13 protein-coding genes are annotated in these 24,075 nt (G+C 66.0%); 8 read left to right on the plus strand and 5 right to left on the minus strand.

Annotated features, from left to right (window positions below):
- The first annotated feature begins 78 nt into the window (after positions 1 to 78).
- Complete coding sequence (locus KB221_11505) at positions 79 to 1,590, plus strand: tryptophan 7-halogenase (GenBank protein ID WIY68704.1); 1,512 nt, start codon at positions 79 to 81, stop codon at positions 1,588 to 1,590.
- 75 nt (positions 1,591 to 1,665) lie between these two features.
- On the opposite strand, the gene gluP is transcribed toward KB221_11505, so the two are convergent.
- Together gluP and KB221_11515 are read right to left on the minus strand one after the other, a co-directional pair.
- Positions 1,666 to 2,958, minus strand: a complete 1,293-nt coding sequence (gene gluP, locus KB221_11510; protein WIY68705.1) for a glucose/galactose MFS transporter — start codon at positions 2,956 to 2,958, stop codon at positions 1,666 to 1,668.
- Between the two features lie 165 nt (positions 2,959 to 3,123).
- Positions 3,124 to 5,850 (minus strand): TonB-dependent receptor, encoded by a 2,727-nt coding sequence (locus KB221_11515; protein WIY68706.1) that lies wholly within the window; start codon positions 5,848 to 5,850, stop codon positions 3,124 to 3,126.
- A gap of 292 nt (positions 5,851 to 6,142) precedes the next feature.
- Here KB221_11515 and KB221_11520 point away from each other — a divergent pair, with 292 nt between their 5' ends.
- Positions 6,143 to 7,978 carry an alpha-amylase family glycosyl hydrolase gene (locus KB221_11520; protein WIY68707.1) on the plus strand — a complete coding sequence of 612 codons (1,836 nt, stop codon included), beginning with the start codon at positions 6,143 to 6,145 and terminating at the stop codon, positions 7,976 to 7,978.
- Positions 7,975 to 9,606 (plus strand): alpha glucosidase, encoded by a 1,632-nt coding sequence (locus KB221_11525; protein ID WIY68708.1) that lies wholly within the window; start codon positions 7,975 to 7,977, stop codon positions 9,604 to 9,606. Before KB221_11520 ends, KB221_11525 begins: the two co-directional genes overlap by 4 nt.
- A 2-nt stretch (positions 9,607 to 9,608) precedes the next feature.
- On the opposite strand, the gene KB221_11530 is transcribed toward KB221_11525, so the two are convergent.
- The gene (locus KB221_11530; protein WIY68709.1) at positions 9,609 to 10,622 is read right to left on the minus strand and encodes a LacI family DNA-binding transcriptional regulator; all 1,014 of its coding nucleotides are present in this window, start codon (positions 10,620 to 10,622) and stop codon (positions 9,609 to 9,611) included.
- Between the two features lie 107 nt (positions 10,623 to 10,729).
- Between KB221_11530 and KB221_11535 the strand changes: the two genes are divergently transcribed.
- The 5 genes from KB221_11535 to KB221_11555 are packed head-to-tail and all read left to right on the plus strand — an operon-like array spanning position 10,730 to position 19,000.
- On the plus strand, positions 10,730 to 12,793 hold the full coding sequence (locus KB221_11535; protein WIY68710.1) for a glycoside hydrolase family 97 protein: 2,064 nt from the start codon (positions 10,730 to 10,732) through the stop codon (positions 12,791 to 12,793).
- Positions 12,790 to 14,337, plus strand: coding sequence for an MFS transporter (locus KB221_11540; GenBank protein WIY68711.1), 1,548 nt, complete (start codon positions 12,790 to 12,792; stop codon positions 14,335 to 14,337). The genes KB221_11535 and KB221_11540 overlap by 4 nt, the downstream gene beginning before the upstream one ends.
- Positions 14,334 to 15,272, plus strand: a complete 939-nt coding sequence (locus KB221_11545; protein ID WIY68712.1) for an alpha/beta hydrolase-fold protein — start codon at positions 14,334 to 14,336, stop codon at positions 15,270 to 15,272. The genes KB221_11540 and KB221_11545 overlap by 4 nt, the downstream gene beginning before the upstream one ends.
- 10 nt (positions 15,273 to 15,282) lie before the next feature.
- Complete coding sequence (locus tag KB221_11550; GenBank protein WIY68713.1) at positions 15,283 to 17,736, plus strand: glucan 1,4-alpha-glucosidase; 2,454 nt, start codon at positions 15,283 to 15,285, stop codon at positions 17,734 to 17,736.
- Positions 17,737 to 17,779: 43 nt separating this feature from the next.
- Positions 17,780 to 19,000: a cation:proton antiporter gene (locus tag KB221_11555; GenBank protein ID WIY68714.1), complete on the plus strand. Its 1,221-nt coding sequence runs from the start codon at positions 17,780 to 17,782 to the stop codon at positions 18,998 to 19,000.
- 383 nt (positions 19,001 to 19,383) lie between these two features.
- Here the strand turns inward: KB221_11555 and KB221_11560 are convergent, their stop codons facing one another.
- Both KB221_11560 and KB221_11565 read right to left on the minus strand, forming a co-directional pair.
- On the minus strand, positions 19,384 to 20,142 hold the full coding sequence (locus tag KB221_11560; protein ID WIY68715.1) for a prolyl oligopeptidase family serine peptidase: 759 nt from the start codon (positions 20,140 to 20,142) through the stop codon (positions 19,384 to 19,386).
- A gap of 204 nt (positions 20,143 to 20,346) precedes the next feature.
- Positions 20,347 to 23,676: a TonB-dependent receptor gene (locus tag KB221_11565; GenBank protein ID WIY68716.1), complete on the minus strand. Its 3,330-nt coding sequence runs from the start codon at positions 23,674 to 23,676 to the stop codon at positions 20,347 to 20,349.
- Positions 23,677 to 24,075 lie beyond the last annotated feature (399 nt).

The following is a 24,075-nucleotide window of genomic DNA, read 5'->3' on the forward strand; positions in this document are numbered from 1 at the left end:
GAGAACACCTGCGTTGCGCCGCCCAGAGGACGCAACCTATACTCCGAAGACGCCAACATCTCCCGGCCGGAGACTCGATTGCCCCAACCCATTCGATCTGTCCTGATTGTGGGCGGTGGCACCGCTGGCTGGATGGCCGCCGCGGCGCTGCAGCGCACCCTGGGACCCCACGCGCGCGTGTCACTCGTTGAGTCCGACGAGATCGGCATTGTCGGCGTCGGCGAAGCCACCGTTCCGCCCATCCGCGATTTCAACGCGATGATCGGTCTCGATGAGGCCGAGTTCATGCGGGAGACCAAGGCGACCCTGAAGGTCGCTATCGTGTTCAAGGACTGGGGTCATCTCGGCAACCGCTATGTGCATCCGTTCGGCACCTATGGCCGCGGACCGACGCTCGCTGAATTTCAGCAGACCTTTTTCGCCTTGAAGGCACGCGGCCTTGCCGGCGACCTCGGCGACTATTCCGTCTGCTCCCGGGCCGCCGACGCCGGCAAGGTGGGAGACCGCGATCCCGATCCGCGGTCGCCGAAGAACAGCCTGTTCAGCGCCTATCATTTCGATGCCGGCCTGTACGCGAGGTACCTGCGAAGGATCTGCGAGGGACGCGGGGTCGAGCGCGTCGAGGGCAAGATCGTCGATGTCATCCAGAGGGCGGACGACGGGTTTGTCAGCGGCGTCGCCCTCAAGGATGGACGCGTGCTGGAGGCGGACCTCTTCATCGACTGCACCGGGTTTCGCGCCCTTCTGATCGAGGGGGCATTGAAGGCCGGATATGAGGACTGGTCGCACTGGCTTCCGGTCAACCGCGCCATGGCCGTCCCCTGCGCCAGCGTCAGTCCGCTGACGCCCTACACCCTGTCGACGGCCCGCGAGGCTGGCTGGCAGTGGCGCATCGCCCTGCAGCACCGGACCGGCAACGGCTATGTCTATTGCTCGGACCACCTGTCCGACGACGCGGCGCGCGAGACCCTTCTGGCCAATCTAGACGGCGAGCCGCTGGCCGAACCGCGCCCGCTGCGCTTCGTCACCGGGCGGCGAAAGAAGTACTGGGACAGGAATGTCGTCAGTCTGGGCCTTTCAAGCGGCTTCATCGAGCCCCTGGAATCGACCAGCATCCATCTGGTCCAGGCAGGTATCTATCGCCTGCTGCAGCATTTCCCGGACCGGGATTTCAGCCCGATCAATATCGAAGGCTACAATCGTCGCCTGGGTCGCGAGGTCGAACTGATCCGTGACTTCGTCATCCTGCACTATCATGCGAGCCAGAGGGACGACACGCCGTTCTGGCGGCAGGTGGCGGCCATGCCGATCCCCGACAGCCTGTCCGAGCGGGTGGAGGCATTCCGCGACCGGGCCTTGCTCTACCAGGTCGGCGCCGACGAATACTTCAGCCAGGGCTCGTGGCTGGCCGTGATGTACGGCCAGGGTATCGTCCCGCGCGGACCCAATCCGCTGTACCAATACCAGGACGCCGAGAGGAATGCGGCGGGGCTCCGCCAGTTGTCCGACATCCTCGCCCGCACGGTGGAGAGCCTGCCGGATCACGCAACCTATCTGAAGGCCAACCGGATGTGGTCGGGCGCCGACTGACGGGTCGTCGAGGCAGACTGAACGCCCGGGCATGGGCGACCAGCCAGCCCGTCGACCGGACGCGGGCCGCTCCGCTCAGTGCGAACCGGGCGTTCCCGAGGCGGCGGCGTTCCGGATCCTGGCCTTGGACGCGGCGAGCGCGAAGCCGGCCAGCAGCAGATAGCCGATCAGCGGGACATAGAAGACCGGGTTGAGGGTGGCCGCGCGATCCGCGATCTGGCCCGCGATCGGCGGCAGGACCGCGCCACCGATAATGCCGAAAACCAGCAGGCCGGAGGTGGCCGGGATCGGCGCCGTCGATCGCTCCAGGGTCAGGGTGAAGATGGTCGGGAACATGATCGAGTTGAAGAAGCCGATCGCGATCGCGGCATAGGCGGCGGTCGTCCCGCTGGTCTGGGTGACCACGAGGCAGAGCAAGGCCGCCACGGCCGTGTTGACGATCAGGATGGTGGTCGCCGGGATCCGGGTCAGCATCAGCAGGCCGCCGACGAGACGCCCGACCATGGCTCCGCCCCAGTACCAGGCCACCATACTGCCGGCGGCGGCGAGCGGGACGTTCAGAATATCCGGGCTGTGCAGGAAATTGGTCAGCAGGTCGCCGATCGTCACTTCCGAACCGACGTAGAAGAAGATGGCCAGCGCCCCGAGCACGGCCCAGGGGGACTTCAGCGCCACCAGCGGGGACATCCGGTCCTCGGCGGTCGGCGTGGGGGCCGCGGCGTTGATCGTTTTCCGGGCGGTGAAGATGAAGACGGCCACGACGGCGAAGAACAGGCCCACCGCGAGGAAGGCGAGGTCGATGCTGCGCAGCGACTCGGCCCGCGAGGCCGGATCGGTGATCACCGCATCCGCGGCGAACACGCCTCCCGTGAGAAGGATCGGCGCGGCGATCAGCGGCCCGAGCGTCGTGCCCAGGGAGTTGAAGAACTGCGAGAAATTCAGGCGGGCGTGCGAACTCTTCGGCGCGCCCAGGGCGGCAACCAGCGGATTGGCACCGACCTGCAGCAGGGTTACGCCCGAGGCGATCACGAACAGGGCGATCAGCACGCCGGGATAGAAGTCGGCCAGGGTGGCGATCGGCACGATCAGGCACCCGGCGACCATGGTCACCAGCGCCACGATAATGGCCTGGCTGTACCCCAGCCGGCCGAGAATGGCGGCGGCCGGAATGGAGGCGATGCCGTAGGCGATGAACCAGGCGAAGGTGGTGAGGGTCGCCTCGGTGTAGCTGAGCTCAAACACCCGCCGCACCGCCGCGATCAGCGGGCCGATCAGCGAGGTCACAAAGCCCCAGGCGAAGAACAGGGTCGTCACATAGGCGAACGCCAGGCCCGTGCCCTTCGGCTTGCCGGCTGAAATCTCTGTCATGGCACTCTCCTCGCCTTGTGCGGTCCGTACATAAACTCAGCGATCTTGCATCAGCCGGTGCCATCAGCGCCAGCGGCCCCAGCCGTAGTTACGGGGCGCCGGCCACGGAAGCAGAAGGGCCGCCCCGGTCTCCCGAAGCGGCCCCTCCCCGACCGGTTGGGACGGTCAGTAGCGGTAGTTCACACCGACCAGGAACGTCCGGCCGTAGACCTGATGGTCGATAATCCGGCGCTCGTCACCGTTCTCGTAGGTGAAGAACGGTTCGTCGGTCAGGTTGTTGACTTGGAACTGCGCGGACAGACCTTCCAGCGGCCCGGATTCGAACTGGTAGCCGATCTGGGCGTCGACGATGGATTCGGCACCGACCTGCCGGAGCGTACGGCCGTTGCCGAAGCCGGCGACCTCGCCCAGGAACTCCGAGCGGTAGCGGTTGCTGATCCGGGCCTGCACGCCGTCCCGCTCGTAGTAGAGCGTGACGTTGGCGACCGTTTCCGACAGACCCGGGATCGGCGTCGCCGGATTGCCGGGATCAGGCTGGATTTCGCTCTGGGTCGACGAGATCGAGAACTGGCCGCCGAACCCTTCCAGAGCGGGCGAGATGAAGTCAAACGGCGTGGAAACCGAAAACTCGACGCCGTAGATCGCTCCGCCTTCGCCGTTGGCGGGGGCCGAAACCAGACCCTCGTTGATGACAGCGGCCCCTGCGCCCGTCGGGAAGCCGGTGAAGTCAAACACCTGGTTCTGATTGTAGATGTAGGTGTCCAGGTCCTTGTAGAAGCCCGCGAGCGACACATAGGCAGACCGGCCGAAATACTGTTCGATCGAGATGTCGAAGACATTGGCGATCCACGGCTTCAGCTCCGGATTGCCACCGCCGCCGCTCCAGGGCGAGCTGTTGACCGTGGCTCCGGGCACGTTGAGCGCACTGTTGAAACCGAAGGTCCGGGACGCCCGCATCTCGTCCATCCGGGGCCGGGCCTGGGTCCGGGCCGCCGCCAAGCGCAGGAAGCGCTGGTCGCCGATTTCGAAGATCAGGTTGGCGCTGGGCAGGAACTCGGAATAGGTGTCGCCGCCCGTCACGGCCACCGAACGGGTGCTTGCGCCGCCGCCTGTGGCAGCGAAGCCGCTCGAGCTTTGGTCAACCAGGGCGATCTGGAAGCCGACATTTCCGGTCAGCGGCATGCCGGCGAAAGTCGTTTCCAGGTTGGCCCGCATGAACGGCGTGACGATCGTTTCCTCAACCGACCAGTTCTTGGCCAGGACGTCCGAGTTGGGGTTGCGGACCAGGGTGAAGAAGCCGCTGTTGAGCAGGCCGAGCGTGTCGTAGCTGACCATTCCCGGGATGCCGATGAAGGCGAGCGAGGTCGGGTCGAGACGGTACTGTGTCGGAACGACATTGAAGCCGCCGCCGGCCACGCCCAGGAAGAACTCGTCGGCGATGAGCTCCTTCTCCCGCGTGTTGTAGTTCACGCCGAAGTCCACCGACGTGACCGGGCCGGAGGTGAAGTGCGCCGTGGCCTGCAGACGGGTCGCGAACAGCTCGTCAGTGACCGTCGGGCTGTTCAGGTAGCCGTCCTGCCCGCCGGGGATCACATCCCCGCCCCAGCCCTGGGGGCTGCTCGGGCGGATGAGGTTGAAGTCGGCATAGTTCAGCGTGTTGTCAAACTGCGGAATGCCGTTGCCGTCAATCCGGAAGGTCAGCGAATCCGCAGCGCCCGAACCGTTGTCACCCGTGCCGGCGTAGCTTTCGATGATCTGGTCCGTGCGGTCGACACCGGAGTAGCTCACGTCCGCGACGAGGGTCCAGCGGTCGTTCGGCGTGAACTCCGTGTTGAAGCCCAGGGCCTTGACCTCGCTCTCGCGGGTGTTGACGTCGTTGCGAACGACACCGCGGACGTTGTTGAAGGTGCCCTGGGTGACCAGACCGTCGGCGACGGTATATCCCGGCTGGAGCGAAGCCGATGACCATTGCAGCGGGAACTCGATGCCGCGCAGGATCTGGGTGTTGTCAAACCGCGAATAGAAGGCATCGACCGTGGTGTGCCACTGGTCATTAGGCCGGAACTCGACGACGCCCATGAAGCCGTCGCGCTCAAGCTCGGACGACATCACATAGGGTTTGGTTCCGCCGATGACACGGGTCCCGGCGGCGATGTCCGGATAGCCCCAGGCATTGAAGCGCTCGGACTGGTAGGGCGAGCCCATGTGGGCATATCCAAGGGCGATGCCGATGGTGTCGTCCGCGAACTGATCGATATAGGACACGCTGTAGCGGACACCGTTGTCGGTCGTCCCGGCGTTCAGGGCGCCGATGTCATTCAGCTCGTAACGCACGTTGGCCGCGAAGGCGCGGCGGCCGTAAGCCAGGGGGCGGATGGTCTGCAGGTCGGCGGTGCCGGCAAGGCCCTGACCGATCAACGCCGCGTCGGGCGTCTTGTAGACCGTCACGCCCGAAAGCAGTTCCGACGGATACTGGTCGAACTCCACGCCGCGGTTATCGCCGGTCGTGACCTGTTCGCGACCGTTCAGAAGGGCCGTGGTGAAGTCGGGCCCGAGGCCCCGAATCGAAATCGCCTGGCTGCGGCCGTCGAGACGCTGCGCGGTTAGGCCCGGCAGACGTGCCAGCGACTCAGCGATCGACACATCCGGCAGCTTGCCGATGTCTTCAGCGGTCACGACCTCGACGATGGAGGTGTTGTTCCGCTTTGCCGCGATCGAGCTCTGGATGGACGCGCGGATGCCGGTGACGATGACTTCATCGATTTCCTGCGCTTCGGCGTCGGTCTGCGGCGCATCCTGGGCGGCGGCAGTGCCGACACCGGCCAGAAGGCCGATTGCGCCGAAAGCGGCTCCGGCAAGAAGGCGCGCGCGCCGGGTGACCTTGTAGCTCATCTTCATTCTCCCTGGTGCCGCCGCTTTTCTCGCGAAAGCGTCCGGTTTCATCGCAAAGTTATGCAAACTTCCGGGAACCTTGCAAGCATGTAATACTCTTGCTGGCCACCTCCGTGGCCAAAATGTGACGGAGCAGGCGGGCCTTGCTGCAGTGCACAAGGCGCTTTCTCCTTGCGCTGCCGCATTTTTGACGCCTGAAACATTCGGATTGACAGCTGGCAACTCCACTGCAAAATCTTGCAAACCGATCTGGCGGCCACGCAGCTTCCGGACGACCCGAGGAAAACGACCGATGGGCAGAATCAAACGCTGCAGAAAGGGACCCGGCGCTGTCGCGATCGGCTGCCTGATCGCGGTCGTCTGGGCCGGGCTCGTTGGAGCAGCTTCCGCCCAGACCCTCCCCGACCGGCTCAACGCGCTCCGTGAGCGCGCGCCCGAGGACGAGGTGATCTACTTTGTCCTGCCGGACCGGTTCGCGAACGGAGATCCGTCAAATGACCGGGGCGGGATGACGGGAGATCGTCTGGTCACCGGATACGACCCGACCGACCCGGGGTTTTACCATGGCGGCGATCTGGCCGGCCTGACGGCGCGGCTCGACTACATTCGCGGGCTTGGTGCCACAGCTCTCTGGATCGCGCCCGTGTTCCGGAACAAGCCGGTCCAGGGGCCGCCCGGTCAGGAGAGCGCCGCCTACCACGGCTACTGGATCACCGACTTCACCCGGATAGATCCGCACCTTGGAACGGACCAGGAATTCCGGGCGCTGGTCGACGCCGCGCATGCCCGCGGCATGAAGGTCTATCTGGACATCGTCATCAACCACACGGCCGATGTGATCCAGTATCGTGAGTGTCCGCAGGGCGGTTGCGACTATCGCTGGGCGCGCGACTACCCGATCCAGCGCCGCGGTGGTCTCTCGGGCGAAGCGATAAACGCCGGCTTCGTCGGGGATCGCACGACCGGGGATTTCGCGCGCCTGACGCGGCCCGACTATGCTTACAGCCCCTATGTTCCGGCCGGCGAGGAACACCTCAAGGCGCCGGCATGGCTCAACGAGGTCGGCCTGTACCACAACCGCGGCAACAGCGCCTGGTACGGTGAAAGCGCGCTGGACGGGGACTTCTCGGGCCTCGACGACGTGATGACCGAGCACCCGCGCGTCGTACAGGGCTTCATCGACGTCTATGGATCCTGGATCGAGACCTATGGAATCGATGGTTTCCGGATCGACACCGCCAAACACGTGAATCCCGAGTTCTGGCAGGCCTTCGTCCCCGCCATCCTGGAACGCGCCCGGGCGGCCGGAATCCCGAACTTCCATATCTTCGGCGAGGTCTACGGTTTCGAGCCGGGTGAGTTGGCGCGCCATACGCGGGTCGACGGCCTGCCCAGCGTGCTGGACTTCGCCTGGCAGCGGGCCGTTCAGGAAGCTGTGGCCGGAACCGCGGGGCCAGACCGCATCGCCCGCGTCGTCAACGCCGATCCGGTCTATGCCGGCGGCGCAGCCGCTGCCCTGCGGCTGCCGACCTTTGTCGGCAATCACGACATGGGCCGGATCGGTCACCTGATCCTCAAGGATCGCCCGGACATCAGCGACGCGGAGTTGCTGGACCGCACCGCCCTCGCCCAGGCGCTCATGATTCTCGGGCGCGGCGTGCCGGTGATCTACTACGGAGACGAACAGGGCTTCACCGGTGACGGGGACGACCGGCGCTCGAGACAGGATATGTTCGAGACCCGAACCGCGGCCTACGCCGACGATCGACGGATCGGCAGGGCCTCCGGCCCCTTCGACCCCCATGCCGACCTTTACGTCCGCATCGCCGGACTGAATTCCGTGCGCGCATCGGACGCGAGACTGCGGCGGGGGCGTGTCGTCCTTCGATCCGCGGACCAGACGCCTGGCACCCTGGCGATCTCCCGAATTGACGGGGAGGGAGAAACACTGGTGGCGTTCAATACCTCGATGGAGGCGCGCACGGTCAATGTCACGGTTGAGCCAGGCTCCGGCCTGTGGCGATCTCTCATGGGGGCCTGCCCCGCCCGCAGCTCGGCTCCGGGCGTCATAACCCTGTCCCTGCCCGCTCTGGGCTACCTCGTTTGCGTATCCGAAAGCCCCGCGTGACCGCCCAGATTCTCGAACTCCCCAGGTCCAGGGCCAGCGCCGCCGAATGGTGGCGGGGTGCCGTGATCTATCAGGTCTATCCGCGCAGTTTTGCGGATACGAACGGCGACGGCATCGGGGACCTCCCCGGCGTGACCCGGAACCTGGAGTACATCGCCTCTCTCGGGGTCGACGCCATCTGGATCAGTCCCTTCTTCACCTCGCCGATGAAGGACTTCGGCTATGATGTCGCCGACTATTGCGACGTTGATCCCGTCTTCGGAACGCTCGCCGACATCGACCTTCTGATCGATAAGGCGCACAGACTCGGCATCAGGGTCATTACCGACCTGGTTTTCGCCCATACCTCGGACCAGCACGCGTGGTTCCGTGAAAGCCGTGAGTCGGGCTCGGGCCCCCGAGCCGACTGGTACGTGTGGGCCGACCCGCGTCCCGATGGTTCGCCGCCCAACAACTGGCAATCGGTCTTCGCCGGCCCCGCCTGGACCTGGGACGCCCGGCGCGGCCAGTACTACATGCACAATTTCCTGCCGGAGCAGCCGCAGCTCAACCTGCATAATGTCGCCGTGCAGGACGCACTGCTGGACGTCGCCCGCTTCTGGCTTGACCGCGGTGTCGATGGCTTCCGCTTCGACGCGATCAATTTCGCCATGCACGACCCCCTGCTCCGCGATAACCCGCCGCTGCCGGCGGGCGGCAAGCGGACGCGGCCGTTCGACTTCCAGGACAAGCTCTACAACCAGTCACATCCGGCCATCGTCGACTTCCTTGCGCGGATCAGGGCCCTGACTGACAGCCGCGGCGGCCGGTTCAGCGTGGCCGAGGTCGGCGGTGACCACGCCGATCAGGAGATGCAGACCTTCACGGCGGGCGAGCGCCATCTAAACAGCGCCTATGGGTTCCTCTATCTCTACGCGCCGACGCTGGCCCCCGTGCTGGTGCGCGAGGGAGCCGAGGCATGGCATGGCCGCGACGGCCAGGGCTGGCCGTCCTGGACATTCTCGAATCATGACGCGCCTCGCGCCATCTCGCGTTGGGCCGAAGGCCGCGATCTGAAGGCCGTCGCCGAGATGGCGATGCTCCTGCTGATGACGCTGCGGGGGAATGTCTTCATTTATCAGGGCGAGGAACTTGCCCTGCCCCAGGCCGCGGTTCCCTTCGATCGCCTGGTCGATCCCGAGGCCATCGCCAACTGGCCCGAGACCCTTGGCCGCGACGGCGCCCGGACGCCGCTACCCTGGAACGCCGACCAGCCGCAGGCCGGCTTCTCAACAGTCGAGCCCTGGCTCCCGGTGGATTCGAGACATCTCGCGCTTTCCGTGGACCGCCAGGAACGTGACCCGGCATCCATGCTGCAGACCACACGCCGCCTGGTCGCCTTCCGCAAGGCGCACCCCTGCCTGCTGCTCGGGGACATGAACCTCCTCGAGTCCGGGGCCGACCTGCTCTGCTTTGAACGGGTCTATCGCGGAGAGCGGCTGCTCTGCGTGTTCAACCTGGGCCACGCCCCGACCGGGTGGACAATGCCGCAAGGGCTTCGGGTCATCGAGGCCGTCAACCTCAACGAGACGTATCAGGATGTACTGCCGCCCATGGCGGGTCTGGTGCTGACGGGCACGCGGGGATGACCTCAGCCGCCGCAGCTCTCGCGTACGATCAGGTCAGTGGGGATCCGCTCCGAGCGGCCCACAGAGTCGCCGGGGTTATCGATCAATTTGGACACCAGCAGCCGGCCCGCCTTCATCGTATCCTGCGCGATCGTTGTCAGGGCCGGGCGGCTGTAACGGCTGAAGGGCACATTGTCGAAACCGATGACAGATACGTCCTCGGGCACCCGCAACCCGGCGTGCAGCAAGGCCCGCACAGCGCCCAGGGCGATCTGGTCCGAGGCGCAGACGACCCCGTCGAATTTCACGCCGCGCCGGATCAGGCTGTCGACAGAGGCCTCGGCCGACTCGACCTCGAAATGGGCTTCCATGATCAGGTCGGGATCGACCTCGATGCCCGAGCGGGCGAGGGCTTCCAGATAGCCGCGGTGGCGTTGCATCGCCTCGGGGGGCTCCAGGTCCCCCAGAAAGACGATGCGCTTTCGGCCCAGTCGCGCCAGATGCAGCGTCGCGCGCCGTCCGCCTGCCAGGTTGTCCGACCCGACCGAACAATAGGCCTGGTCCGGCATCTGGGCACCCCAGACCACGAACCGGCCCTCGGTCTCCGCCAGCCGGTTGAGGCTTTGATGCAGGGTACTCTGGCCGAGAAAGATCACGCCATCGGCGCGGCTGGTGTTCATCGCCGCGGACAGGTCATCGTAACTGGTCGGCGAAAAGTGGCTCATGATCACGTCGCAGCCGCGTTCCCGCGCCGCCTCGCCGACCCCGGCCAGCAGTTCGAGGAAGAAGGGATCGCTCAGCCGGCCCTCGCGCCCTTGCGGACGCGGGGTCACGAGGGCGATCACGCCGTCGGCGCCGATCGGCCCGGCGGGCATATAGCGGCGGAACGGGTAGTCATGCTCACGCGCAAGCTTCCAGATCAGCTGCTTTGTTCGGGCATTGACCGCCGGGCTGTCGTTCAACGCGCGCGAAGCCGTCGAAATCGATACGCCCGCCAGTTTGGCCAGGTCCTCCAGGCGTGTGTTGCGTCGGCTCAAGCGAAGGCTCCGGCAGGGCTCAGGTCTGCAAAATTTGCTGCAAACATTGCTTGTTCTGCGCCGTACCGACCGCGCTTGGCAAGGGCCGCACTGTGGAGATTCGCCCTATGCTGACACGCCGCTCCCTGATTTCGACCACCGCCCTGATCGCCACCCTTCCGGCGACCACGGCACAGGCCCGGGATCCATCCGTCAGCGTCGGTGCCACGTCACCCGACGGCGTGCTGTCCGTATCCGTCTCGGTCACCGGCGAAGGTCGGCCCGAATACAGCGTCAGCCGTCTGGGTCGCCTTGTGATCGCACCCTCGCGCCTCGGCTTCCTGCTGACCGACGCGGCCAAGCTGGAGCGCAATTTCACGGTCACGGCCGAGGCCCCGACACAGCATGATGACACCTGGGAACAGCCCTGGGGCGAACGTCGCTTCATCCGGAACCACTACACCCAGCTCCGCGTCCACCTGAGCGAGCGGAGCGATCTCGAGCGGCGGATCGATGTCGTCTTCCGCATCTATGATGACGGCGTCGGCTTCCGCTACGAATTCCCGGACCAGCCCAATCTGAAGACGGTGAAGATCGGAGACGAACTGACCGAGTTCGCGGTCGCCGATCCGGGCACCGCCTGGTGGATCCCGGCGTTCGAGTGGAACCGGGAAGAATATCTCTACAACCGCACCCGGATCGACGCGGTCGGCGTGGCCCAGACGCCGCTGACGGTCCGGTCCGACGATGGCCTTCACATCTCGATCCACGAAGCGGCGCTGACCAACTATTCCGGAATGAACCTGCGCCGGGTCGAAGGCGGGCGGTTCAAGGCAGCGCTGACACCGGGCCTGTCCAACGCGGCGGTCGAACTCGCCACGCCCTTCACCACCCCCTGGCGGACATTGCAAATCGCAGACCGCGCCGGGGCGCTGGTCGAATCCAGCCTGATCCTGAACCTCAACGAGCCCAATGCGCTGGGCGACGTCAGCTGGTTCAGGCCGATGAAATACGTCGGCATCTGGTGGGAAATGCACCTGGACCTGAAGACCTGGAACTCCGGCCCGAGGCACGGCGCGACCACCGACAACGCCATCAAACACATCGACTTCGCGGCCGAACACGGCTTCGGCGGCGTGCTGATCGAGGGCTGGAACGTGGGCTGGGACGGCGACTGGTTCGGGACCGGCTGGAACTACAGCTTCACCCAGGCCTATCCCGACTTCGACATCGAACGCGTCGCCGCCCATGCGCGGCAGAAGGGCGTCGAGATCATCGGCCACCATGAAACGGGCGGCAACGGCTACCACTATGAGCAACAGCTGGACGCCGCGTTCGCCCAGATGCAGCGGTTCGGCTGGCACTCGGTCAAGACGGGCTATGTCGCCGACGCCGGGGGTGCCCGGGTGCGCGGCCCGGACGGCCAGCCCCGCCTCGCCTGGCATGAAAGCCAGCCGATGGCGCAGCACCATCTGCGCGTGGTCGAAACGGCGGCGAGATATCAGGTCGCGGTCAATGCGCATGAGCCGTTCAAGGACACCGGTCTCCGCAGGACCTGGCCGAACATGATCTCTCGCGAAGGCGCACGCGGGACCGAATTCAGCGCCTGGGGCCAGCCCGGCAACCCGCCCGAGCACGAGCCCAATCTGGTCTTCACACGCCTTCTGGCCGGGCCGATGGACTACACGCCGGGCATCTTCGGCATGCAGACGCGCGCGCCGGACGGCATCGCGACCACCTGGGCCAAACAGCTGGCGCTCTATGTGACCATCTACAGCCCCATCGTCATGGCCGCTGACCTGCTCGAAAACTACGAGGCCAATCCCGGCCCGTTCCAGTTCATCAAGGACGTGGTGACCGACTGGTCGGACACCCGGGTGCTGAACGGCGAAATCGGCGACTTCGTCACCATCGCCCGCAAGGACCGCAACTCCGACCAGTGGTTCCTGGGCGCCATGACCGACGAGCATCCGCGCGTGCTGGACACGCCCCTCTCCTTCCTCGATTCCGGCCGCCGCTACCGGGCCGAAATCTACCGCGACGCCCCCGACACCCACTGGAACACCAATCGCGAGGCTATCGTGATCGAGTCGCGCGACGTGACGTCAGCAGACACACTGAGCCTTCACCTGGCACCCGGTGGCGGCCAGGCGATCCGGTTCGTTCCCATCGGCCGAGGACGCCGCGCATGAGCACAACAGCCCCTGACATCAGCCTTGCCGGTCGCACCCGGCCTCGCCTGAGCCAGCTCGCCATCTGGAACATGTGCGTCGGCTTCTTCGGCATCCAGATCGGCTTTGCGCTGCAGAACGGCAACGCCAGCCGCATCTTCCAGACCCTCGGCGCCGAGGTCGACAACCTTGCGATCCTGTGGATCGCGGCACCGCTGACGGGGTTGCTGGTCCAGCCGATCATTGGCCATTTCAGCGACAAGACCTGGGGGCCGCTGGGTCGCCGGCGGCCCTATTTCCTCGTCGGTGCCATCCTGACCTCTGCGGCCATGATCTACATGCCGAACGCCCCGAGCCTCTGGCTGGCAGCAGCCACCCTCTGGGTCATGGATGCGGCCATCAATGTGACCATGGAGCCGTTCCGCGCCTTCGTCGGCGACAACCTGCCGGACGAACAGCGTACCCGCGGCTATGCCATGCAGACCTTCTTCATCGGCACGGGTGCGGTGCTGGCCTCCTGCCTGCCGTGGATCCTGACCAACGTCTTCGCCGTGGTGTCGACCGCAGCCGAGGGCGTGACACCCGACTCCGTCAAGCTGTCCTTCTACATCGGCGCCGCGGGGACGCTTCTGGCGGTGCTCTGGACCGTCTTCTCGACCCGGGAGTACAGCCCCGAGGAAATCGACGCCTTCGAAACCACCCGTACCGCCGCGCTCGCGGCGCAAGGCACCGATGAGCGGCAGGCCCCTGCCCGCGGCTCCACCACCTATATGCTCGGCGGCCTTGTCTGGCTGATCGTGGGCTGCGCCGGGATCTACGGCGTCCGGGCGACGGGCGTCGAAAAGGAGCTCTACGTCCTTTCAGGCTTCCTCGCCGGCTTTGGCGTCCTGCAGATCGTCGTCGGCCTGATGCATCGGGCCCGCGCCTCCAACGGACTGACCGAAATCATCGACGACGTCTTCCGGATGCCCCGGACGATGCGCGGTCTGGCCGTGGTCCAGTTCTTCAGCTGGTTCGCCCTGTTCGCCATGTGGATCTACACCACGGCGGCCGTCACAGCGGTCCACTACGGAGCCACCGACCCGACCTCGGCGGCGTTCAACGAAGGCGCCAACTGGGTCGGCGTCCTGTTCGGCGTCTACAACGGCGTCGCTGCCCTCGCGGCCTTCGCCATCCCGGTCATCGCCCGGCGCACAGGCCGGAAGGTCGCCCACGCCATCAATCTGTCCCTCGGCGGGCTGGGCCTCATCGGCGTCTTCCTGATCCGCGATCCCCAGCTGCTGTGGCTGCCGATGATCGGCGTCGGGATCGCCTGGGCGTCAATCCTCTCCATGCCCTACGCCATACTGGCAGGCGCTGTGCCGGGGCGGAAAATGGGCGTCTATATGGGCATCTTCAACATCTTCATCGTGGTGCCCCAACTCCTCGCCGCCACCATCCTCGGCCTGGTCCTGAAGAGCCTGTTCGACGGTCAGGCCATCATGGCACTGGTCATCGGCGGCGTGAGCTTCTTCATCGCCGCCGCCGTCAGCCTGGGCGTCACCGAGCCCGGGGCCGCCGAATGAGCCTCGACCGGCGATCCGCCCTTGCCGGCCTCGTATGCCTGCCGGTTCTGGGCTGTGCCGGACTTGCCCGCGCGGACGCCCCGGCGAGCGGCCGTCTGGTGCAGCACACAGATGTCGTCTCGGCCCACCTCGGGCCGCGCAATGTCACCGTCTGGCTGCCACCGGGCTATGACGCCGCCGACGCGGCCTGGCCGGTGCTTTACATGCACGACGGCCAGAATCTGTTCGACGGTTCGACCGCCGGCTATGGCGTGGAATGGGGCGTGGACGAGCACATCAGCCGTCTCGGCGGAAACGGCCAGATTCGCATGCCTGTCGTGGTTGGTGTCTGGAACACGCCGCTGCGACTGCGCGAATACGTCCCGGCCGACATGATCCGGGCCCTGCCGGAGGACATCCGCGCGGACCTGCTTTCCCTCTATGGCGGCGAGCCGCTGTCAGATGCGTATCTGCGATTCCTCGTCGAGGAACTGAAACCCTTCATCGACCGGACCTACCGGACCCGGCCAGGTCGCGACGACACGACCATCATGGGCTCCAGCATGGGCGGACTGATCTCGCTCTACGCCCTGATGAAACATCCGCAGGTGTTCGGCGGTGCCGGCTGCGTCTCGACCCACTGGCCGCTGCGGGTCGAGCGACTGGACGACAACCGGCTGGAGCGCTGGCGCGAAACCATTGTCCAGACCTGGAGCCGGGTCATCGCCGAAGGGCTGCCCGACCCGCGCGCGCACCGGCTGTATTTCGATCGCGGTGATGAGACCCTGGACCAATTCTACGCCTTCTTCCAAAGCCGTATCGATACAGTCGTGGCCGGTCGCGGTTGGGGCCCGGACCGCTTCCGCAGCCTGGTGTTCCCCGGTGCCGAACACAATGAAGCGTCGTGGAACCAGCGCCTCGACGCCCCCCTCACCTTCCTGCTCCCCCCCGCCTGACGAGTTCCTGATGCGCATCTCTCCATTCGTCCTCTGCGCCGCCCTGTTCGCCACGGCCGGATGCTCGACATTGCAAGGCCTGCTCCCCGGCGGTGAAGCGGCACCCCTGCCGGATCCGGCCCCGCAGATCGCCGCCGTCGCCCCCGGCGCGCCGGGTGACCAGCCGACCTGGGTCAATGCCGCCAAGACGGGTGTCGGCGCGTCGTACGAGGCCTATGTCGACGGCCAGTACCGCGACGGTGGCCGCACCGGCGACGTCAGTCGCGTCTGGTTCTCGCTCGCCGACGGTGTCCTGACCGAGACCATGTACGGCCTGATCCACGAGGCCCAGATCAAGCAACTCCGCTTCGCCGTCGTTACGGGAACCGGGCTGTCGGTCGAGGGGACGGACACCACCAGCCGCACCGAATATCTGCATACGGATGCTCAGGGCCGCCCGCTGTCGCCGGCCTATCGCATCATCACCACGGACCGCCAGGGGCGGTATGAGATCGAGAAGCGGATCTACACCGACCCGGACTCGCAATCGCTCGTCATCCGGGCCTCCATCCGCGCGCTTCGGGGCGAGGTTACGCCCTACCTGCTGCTTGAGCCGCACATGGCCAACACCGGCGTCGGCGACTCCGGCGACGCCGTGGCTATGGGTTTCACCCAGGTTGAAGACGCCCGGATTGAAGAGCCCGGAGCCCTGTATGCCTACGAAGGCGACACCCACCTCGTGCTTCAGGCCGATCACGCCTTCATCGCCGCCAGTGTCGGCTTCGTCGGCACCTCCGACGGCCTGACGGACCTCGCGGACGGTCGGCTCGACCATGTCTACCGCTCCACCGGAGACGCGTCCGGCAACATCATGCTGACCGGGGGCCTCGGCAACATTGGCGCGGGAGAAACGCTCAGCCGGGACTTCGTGATCGGCTTCGGCGGGTCCCGACAGGAGGCCCGGCAGGCCGCGGGTGAGAGCTTCGCCACCGGCCTTGATGAGGTCCTGGCGCGCTTCAACGGTCAGGGCGACCACGTCGGCTGGGAGGACTATCTCGCCTCCCTGTCCGAACTGCCCCGCATCGCCCGCCAATCCACGGACGGCGGCAAGCTGGCCTGGGCCTCGGCCCTGATGCTGAAGGTGCAGGAGGACCGGACCTATGCCGGTGCCCTGATCGCGTCGCTGTCAAACCCATGGGGCGATACCGTCGATGCGACGGAGTCCTCGACCGGCTACAAGGCCGTCTGGCCGCGCGACTTCTATCAGGTCGCCATGGCCATGGCGGCCCTCGGGGACACGGAGACTCCACGAGCCGCCTTCCGCTACCTGCCCCAGGTCCAGGTCCGCGCCGACACGCCGGGCAATACCGGCGCGACCGGCTGGTTCCTGCAGAAGACCCACGTCGACGGCGAGATCGAATGGGTCGGGGTCCAGCTGGACCAGACCGCCATGCCCATCATGCTGGGCTGGAAACTCTGGAAGGCCGGTCTCGTCTCCGACGCCGAAATGACCGCCATGTATGGCCGAATGATCAAGCCGGCCGCCGACTTCCTCGTCGACGGCGGTACGGTCGGCATCCTCTGGAACGACCGACGGATCACCCCGCCCTGGAGCCAGCAGGAGCGCTGGGAGGAACAGGAAGGCTATTCACCCTCGACCACGGCCGCTGTCATCACCGGCCTGACCGTCGCCGCCGACATTGCGCGCGCCTCGGGCGACCCGGCCTCCGCCACCCGCTACGAGGCCGCCGCGGACGACTATGCGGCGAGGATCGAGGCGCGGATGTTCACCACGTCCGGCGAGTTCGGCGACGGCCGCTACTTCCTGCGCCTCAGCCGGAATGAGAACCCCAATGACAAGCTGCCCCTCGGGGAAAACAACGGCCAGCCCGCCCTGGCCGAGGATCGCATCATCGACGGCGGCTTCCTCGAACTCGTCCGCTACGGCGTTCGGGCCGCCGATGCGCCGTCGATCACGGACAGCCTGCCCGAATACGACGACCAGACGCGCGAGGCCCGTTTCCGCGTCCGCTACGACCTGAACGGCAGTCCCGGTTTCCGCCGCTATGGCAACGACGGCTATGGCGAGAACACCGACACGGGCGGCAACTACGGTGTCGGCGGCATGACGCCGGGCCAGCGCGGTCGGGTCTGGCCGATCTTCACCGGCGAACGCGGCCACTACGAAATTGCCCGCGCCGTCTCGGAGTCCGCACCGGACGCCGCCTTCGAGGCGATCCGCCGGACCTATGTGCGGGGGATGGAATCCTTCGCCAACGACGGGCTGCTGCTGCCCGAACAGGTCTGGGACGGTGTCGGCAATGCCACCCCGCGGCGCTATCAACCGGGTGACGGCACGGATTCGGCGACCCCCCTCGCATGGACACATGCGGAGTACATCAAGCTGCTCCGGTCACTGGACGACCGGTCCGTCTGGGACCGGTACGCCCCGGTCGAGCGCCGCTACGGCCAGCCGGGCGGTTGACCCCACTCCTTTCAGATCGCTTGGGAACGGACGGAGGGCGACGTTGAATCACGCGATAAGCACGACCGAACTCTATCTGTTCGCCATGCTGCTGATCTTCAGCGTGCCGTATCTGATCTGGCGCGGCTTCCGGACGGAGTTCTACGCGCCCCTGGTGGTGGTGCAGATCATTGCCGGCGTCCTGCTCGGGCCGGGTGTGCTCGGAGCCGCGTTTCCCGAGGCCCATGCCGCGGTATTCAATCCCCAGGTCATCATGGCGCTCAACGGGGTCGCCTGGTGGGCGGTGATGATCTTCGTCTTCATCGCCGGACTGGAACTGGACCTCAGCAAGGTCTGGGAACATCGGGTCGAGACGGGCGTGACGGCTGGCCTCGCCCTCGCGACGCCGCTGGCGGCGGGCACCGTGGCGGCTGTCTGTCTGCTGCAGTTTCCGGGCTGGGCCGGATCAGACGGTCAGAACTGGCAGGTCGTGCTCGGTATCGGCATGGCCTGCGCGGTGACGGCCCTTCCGATCCTGGTCTTGCTGATGGAGAAGCTCGAGATCCTGCGTCGGCCTCTCGGCCAGCGCATCTTGCGCTACGCCAGCCTCGATGACATCGCCATCTGGGCGGTGCTGGCGCTCATCCTGCTCGATTGGGACCGCATCGGCCGCCAGGCGGTCTTCATGGTCGGCTTTGCCGTCGCGGCCATGGCGGTGCGCGCCCTGATGCGGCGCATTCCCGAACCCGATCGCTGGTATGTCAGTCTGATCTGGCTGGCGGCCTGCGGGCTGGCCGGCGACTGGTCCGGCCTGCATTTCATGGTGGGGGCATTCCTGGCCGGTGCCGTGCTGGATCAAGGCTGGTTCGACCGCAGCAGGATGGACCTGTTCCGGAACCACATCCTGCTCGCGATCATGCCGGTCTTCTTCCTCAGCACAGGGCTCAAGACCCGGTGGGACGTCGGGGGGGCGGCGGTTTTCATGGCCGCCGGCCTCCTCCTCATCGCCTCCGTCGCCGGCAAGCTGGCCGGCGTTCAGCTCGCGGGCCGAATCCTGAAATGGCCCCGGGGAGAGGCGTCAAAGATCGGCTGGCTGCTCCAGACCAAGGCGCTGATCATGATCATCTTCGCCAACATCCTTCTGGACCGGCAGATCATCAGCAACGACGCCTTCACCGCCCTTTTGCTCATGGCCATCGCATCGACCATGCTGACCATTCCCATGGTGACGCCAATGCTAAGGCCAGGGACCGCCCTGGCGAAGCCAGGCTCCCGGAAAAGGTGACGAGGCGCTCCTGGTCAGCACATAGGAGGCGGCCACTCTCGTCAGCCTCCCGGCGTGAAACAAGAGGCCACCAGCCCCGCCGCCCTCAAAACGGAGACCGGTTGCCACTGGACTGCCAGCACCGCCACGCACACCCGGGACGATGCTCCGATCCGCCCCCCCGCTCCGCAAGGTCCTGACAGGTCAGCGCCACGAGATCCCGAAAGCTGGACTGTACCGGAAGCCCTGGCCCGGGGCGGGCCGGATCACCTCAGCCGGCAACCGGTGACGCCTGGACGAATACGGCTTCACGAGACGCATCCCCGACAGGGGCTCAGGCCGACCCTGCCGGAGACCTTCCGGCGCTTGCCTGGCCGCACCCCTGGCGGCCCTGCCCGCCCCTTTCAGTCTTGCGTGGCAGGCCTCGGCGCGAGGGCGTCGACGAAAAACCCGGTCGCCCGGGCGAAAATGTAGCGCCAGGTCGGCTCGTCGAACACGTGTTCCGACGACCGCATTGTGACTGTGGTCACCGGCACCCCGGCGTTCTCCAGTATGCCCGCCCAGCGGCGGGTTCGGGCAGGCGGGATCACCGGATCCCGATCCGCATGTATCAGGAGAACCTGCGGCCGGCGGACGATGTCGCCAGGCGCGACATTGCCGGCCGAGGCCACGCCGACCACCGCACGGATCGCGGTCGACTGGACGGCGACCTCGGCGGCCAGGTATCCGCCCCGGGAGTACCCCAGGGCGCCGAGACGGTCCGGGTCCACGCCGGAAAGCCCCAGCGTCCAGGCGGAGGCATCGCGCACCGCCTCGGCCCACCAGCCCGTGTCATCGGTCTGTGCCGCGTCGGGCGCGCCGCTGAAATAGTCGGGAATGACGACCGTACAGCCCCGCAGGGTCCAGGCGGCCGCTTCGCGATGGAAGTCGCGCAGAGACCCTGCAAGCCCGCCCGAGCCGTGCAGAAGGAGGATCGCCGCGCCGGTGAGATCGCCGGCCCCGGCGGGCTCCATCACGAAGACGACATGATCCCGTCCCCGGCTCTGGAAGACGGTTCGGCGCGTTTCCACGGAGCCGGCGAACGCCGTTGGCGCAGACCGGCCGAGACCCAGACCGAATGCGGCGGCGGCCAGGCAGTGGCGGCGGTTCAAGATGAGGCTCAAGCTCTGCTCCTCCTGTATCCAGACCCCGGGGCGGCGCCCCTGCCCGCCGCATGCGACGGATGGGGCGTTGACCGGGACGCATTTGGTGTCCCTGCCTTCCTGACCCGACGCGACCCCCCGTCGATCGCCGACGGGGGGCCTTGCCCGGCGATAATGGGAGTCCTTGCGGACAACCCATTACGCCCCTGGTTGTTGAAGGCAGTTCTAGAACGGGCGGTAGTTGAGCCCGATGAAGAAGCGCGTTCCGTAGGGATCGAAGTTGGCGTTCAGGACACCGCCGAGGTACCGGGCCTGTTCGGCGTCGAAGGCGTTGACCACCCCCATCCGTAGCGACAGGTCATCCCTGGCGTTCCATTTGACCGTGAAGTCATGGCGGGCGAAGTTGCCCGTGTCATAGGTGTCGAGCGGACGGACGTCGATATTGCCCGTTCCCACCTGGGCGCGGTACCGCGCGCTGTCCTGGGCGGTCTGCCAGTCCACCGTCCAGTTGACGCTCCAGATGTCGTTGGGCGTCCAGGTCAGCGACGAGGTCAGACGGACGCGCGGAAGCTGGACGTCCGATGACAGCTCCTCAAAGGCATTCGGGTTGCCCGGATTGAGGAACCGCTTCTGCTCGATCAGCCAGAGGCCGCCGACGCTATAGTCGAACCTGCCCCAGTTGCGGCCGAACACCTCTTCGGTGTCCAGCGAATAACGCGCCTGGAAGTCCAGGCCGCGCGTCTGCAGCGCGGCGTAGTTGAGCGGTGCCTGGATGAAGCCGCCGACCGGGTCCGCGCCGGGAGCCCCGATGCCGAAGGGGATCGCGGGGTTTCTCCGGAAAATGAGGTTGCAGGCCGTCGCATTGAGGGTCGGGCCGTTGACGCAGTTGGCCGCGATTTCGCCGACCAGCGGGTTCGCGATCACGTTCTGAATCTCGATTTCATAGTAGTCGAGGACGATTGTGAGGTTGGGAATGAAGCGCGGCTGAAGGACCGTCGAGAAGGTGAAGCTTTCCGACTCTTCGGGCTCGAGCGCGGGGTTGCCGCCAAGAACACCGGCAATGCCCGAAGGATAGATACGGCCACCGCCTGCGGCGAGAATGAAGTCGTCCAGGTTGGTCGCGGTGGCACCGGCGAAGTCGAAGGTCAGCGCCGTGCCATTGGCCGTATTGTAGGCGGCGAGGAGGGCCTGGCAGTTGGCGATGCGGTTCGTCCGGATCTCGGCCGTCTGCAGCGCAATGTCATTGGTGGTGCAGGGATCGACCAGGTTGTTGCCGAAGGTCTGGTTGAAGGGCGCGAAATTCTCGAACAGGTTCGGCGCGCGGAACGAGGTGTTGAAGCTGGACTTGAACGTGATGTCCCCGATCGGACGCCAGACCAGGTTCACGCCATAGACGTCGCCCTCGCCGGCGGTCGAATAGTCGAACCGACGATACGACCCGCTCAGTTCGGCGTATTCACCCAGCCAGCCGTCGCGGAACAGCGGGATGGACGCCTCGGCGAACCACTCCTCCGACGTATACTCCGCGGCAGCGAAATCCGCGCCCGTGTTGAGGAACAGGAAACGGTCACCGGTGCTGGCGGTGCGGCCGACCCCTTCCGTGAACTCACGCCGGTGTTCGGCACCGACGGCGATGCCGATCGCACCGGCCCCCCAGAAGTCCCAGAGCTGGCCGGAGATCGCCGCAACCGCCTGTTCCTGTTCGTTGGCGTGCGTCACGGTGACCGCCGCATCGACATAGTCCAGCGCCGCCTGGCTCTGGTTGCCGGCGCCGAACACATTCAGCGGGACGCAGTTGTCGACCGCTGCCTTGAAGGCGGCGTTGTTGTAGGCGGTGCGGCCGCCGAAGACCCCCCGGAAATAGTCGTCGAGGTCGCCCACGCCCGACCGCTCGATCCGACGGGCGCGGCAGACGATCTCGCCGGGACGGCCATTGACGACGCCGGCCGTGTCGATGACGGCGTCAGCGGCCAGGGCGAAGCGCTGGGCGTCGACGCCGCGCTCGACATTCGCATTCGTGGCCTCGCCGGAGACATACGACAGATCCCAGTCGATGTTCCGGATGAAGGCGATCTGATCGAAGTCACCACTCAAGGCCACGACAAAGCGATTCACTTCGCGGTGGTTGTCCTGCGTGCGATCCGGGCCGAACAGCACGTGGCGCGCCCACTGGCGGGCCGTTGTCGTCGCCGCCGTACCCTCCGTGTTGGCGTTGGCCGTCCAGTTGGTGACCGTGTTGCCCGTGATCGCATCCTTCACGTTCTGGGGCAGGTAGGCGTTGTCGGTGTACCGCAGGTCGAACTGGTTCAGGGCCCGGATCGTGTTGGTCCACGTTGGGGCATAGCTGCCGTCATTCAGGAAGATGTCGAAGAAGGTGGGCTGGGCGACGTCAAAGGTGTCCTCCTCGACCATCTTGTATTCGACGCTCAGGTCGACGTTATCCAGCAGGGCGAAATTGGCACCGACCTGGTAGCGGGCCGAGGTGGACTGCGGAAGGCGGGAATCCTGGCCGAAGCGCGAAGGTGCCTCACCATCGCCGCCGATGTTTAGCGGGCGGTTGATCCCGACGTTGCCGACCCGCTGACCGAAATTGGCAAGACGAGCGGTGTTGCCTTCGTAGATGTAGGTCCTGGTGGGGTCGACGCTGTAGCAGTTGGCGCTGGTGAGCGCCGTACAGTTGGCCAGCGGCACATCGGGATCGTTCAGCGGGCTCGGACGCTGGGCGTTGGCGAGCGTGGTCTGGCCCCAGCGCGGGCGCTGCAGGGTCCTCAGATTGCTGAACAACTGGTTGTCGATCATACCATCGTTGACCGCATTGGTCGGATCGGCATCGACGCCGACGAGGGCATGCGCGGCGTCAAGCCAGTCGATATCCAGGCTCTGGACCTCATCAATGTCCTCGTACTCACCGAAGGCGTACAGGTTCAGCCTGTCATCCAGCAGGTTGACGCCGGCCAGGGCCGAGATGCGTTTGTTGGCCTGGCCGTCCTGGTTGATCATGCCGTAGTTGGCGTCGATCTCGAGGCCTTCGAAGTCGCGGCGCAGCTGGAAGTTCAGCACACCCGAGACGGCGTCGGCGCCGTAAACCGACGAGGCGCCGCCGGTGACGATCTCGATGTTCTGGATCAGAAGGCGCGGAATGGTGTCGATGTCCACGGCCAGATTGCCCTCAGCGGCACCGACGTGCCGGCGACCGTCCACGAGAACCAGGGTACGACCGCTACCCAGCGAGCGCAGGTTGGCGAGCGCCAGCCCCCCGTCGTTCAGGAACCCACCGGCCGTGTCCGACGGAACATATGAGCTCGACAAGGCCGGCAAGGTGGCCAGGTAGTCGATCACCGTCGACTGGCCGGAAGTCAGGAGTTGCTCGCCCGTGATCTGGATCAGCGGGGTCGGGGCGTTGGTCGGGTCACGACGGATGCGCGAACCGGTGACGACGACTTCGTCGATCTCGGTGGCTTCACGGTCAGCCTGGCCCTGGACGTTGACGCCCGGGAGCTTGTCCTGGGCGAAGGCCGGGCTGGTGATGGCGAGGACGGCGGCCCCGCACAGCATCGATGTCCCCAGAAGACCGGATTTGTTTCTAGCCAATTCAAACTCCCCTAACTTCGCTGCGAAGTGATGGAGCAGGCTACACAGCAAATATCCCCGTCCAAAGAGTTTGTGTCCCTTGTTTGTCATTAGCACGACAGACGAGGCGGCCCGATCACATATTCTACACTGTAACAACTACAGTATAATTAGTTAGCGAATGGGAGGGTTGTTGCAAAGTTGCAAATGCTGCCGGCAAGGGTCGCTCGATGCATTTGTCCGGCCCGGAAGTCGGCGTTCCAGTCCTGCTGGCCGGTGTCCGAAACCGAAGGGCAGGCGACGCGGGTCCCGCCGCACGGCGGAACGCCTGGCCGCGGCGGGTCGCAGCATCTGTCAGATCGAACACTGAAACCGTCTCGCACC

Origin of the sequence: Aquidulcibacter paucihalophilus, assembly GCA_030285985.1 — a bacterium.
In the GTDB taxonomy this organism is placed as follows: Bacteria; Pseudomonadota; Alphaproteobacteria; order Caulobacterales; family Caulobacteraceae; genus Brevundimonas.

What these genes read in the sequence shown, in the direction of transcription:
- gluP (WIY68705.1), bottom strand. Translation starts at nt 2,958, where the DNA reads ATGACAGAGATTTCAGCCGGCAAGCCGAAGGGCACGGGCCTGGCGTTC.
- KB221_11515 (WIY68706.1), bottom strand. Translation starts at nt 5,850, where the DNA reads ATGAGCTACAAGGTCACCCGGCGCGCGCGCCTTCTTGCCGGAGCCGCT.
- KB221_11520 (WIY68707.1), top strand. Translation starts at nt 6,143, where the DNA reads ATGGGCAGAATCAAACGCTGCAGAAAGGGACCCGGCGCTGTCGCGATC.
- KB221_11535 (WIY68710.1), top strand. Translation starts at nt 10,730, where the DNA reads ATGCTGACACGCCGCTCCCTGATTTCGACCACCGCCCTGATCGCCACC.
- KB221_11540 (WIY68711.1), top strand. Translation starts at nt 12,790, where the DNA reads ATGAGCACAACAGCCCCTGACATCAGCCTTGCCGGTCGCACCCGGCCT.
- KB221_11545 (WIY68712.1), top strand. Translation starts at nt 14,334, where the DNA reads ATGAGCCTCGACCGGCGATCCGCCCTTGCCGGCCTCGTATGCCTGCCG.
- KB221_11550 (WIY68713.1), top strand. Translation starts at nt 15,283, where the DNA reads ATGCGCATCTCTCCATTCGTCCTCTGCGCCGCCCTGTTCGCCACGGCC.
- KB221_11565 (WIY68716.1), bottom strand. Translation starts at nt 23,676, where the DNA reads ATGCTGTGCGGGGCCGCCGTCCTCGCCATCACCAGCCCGGCCTTCGCC.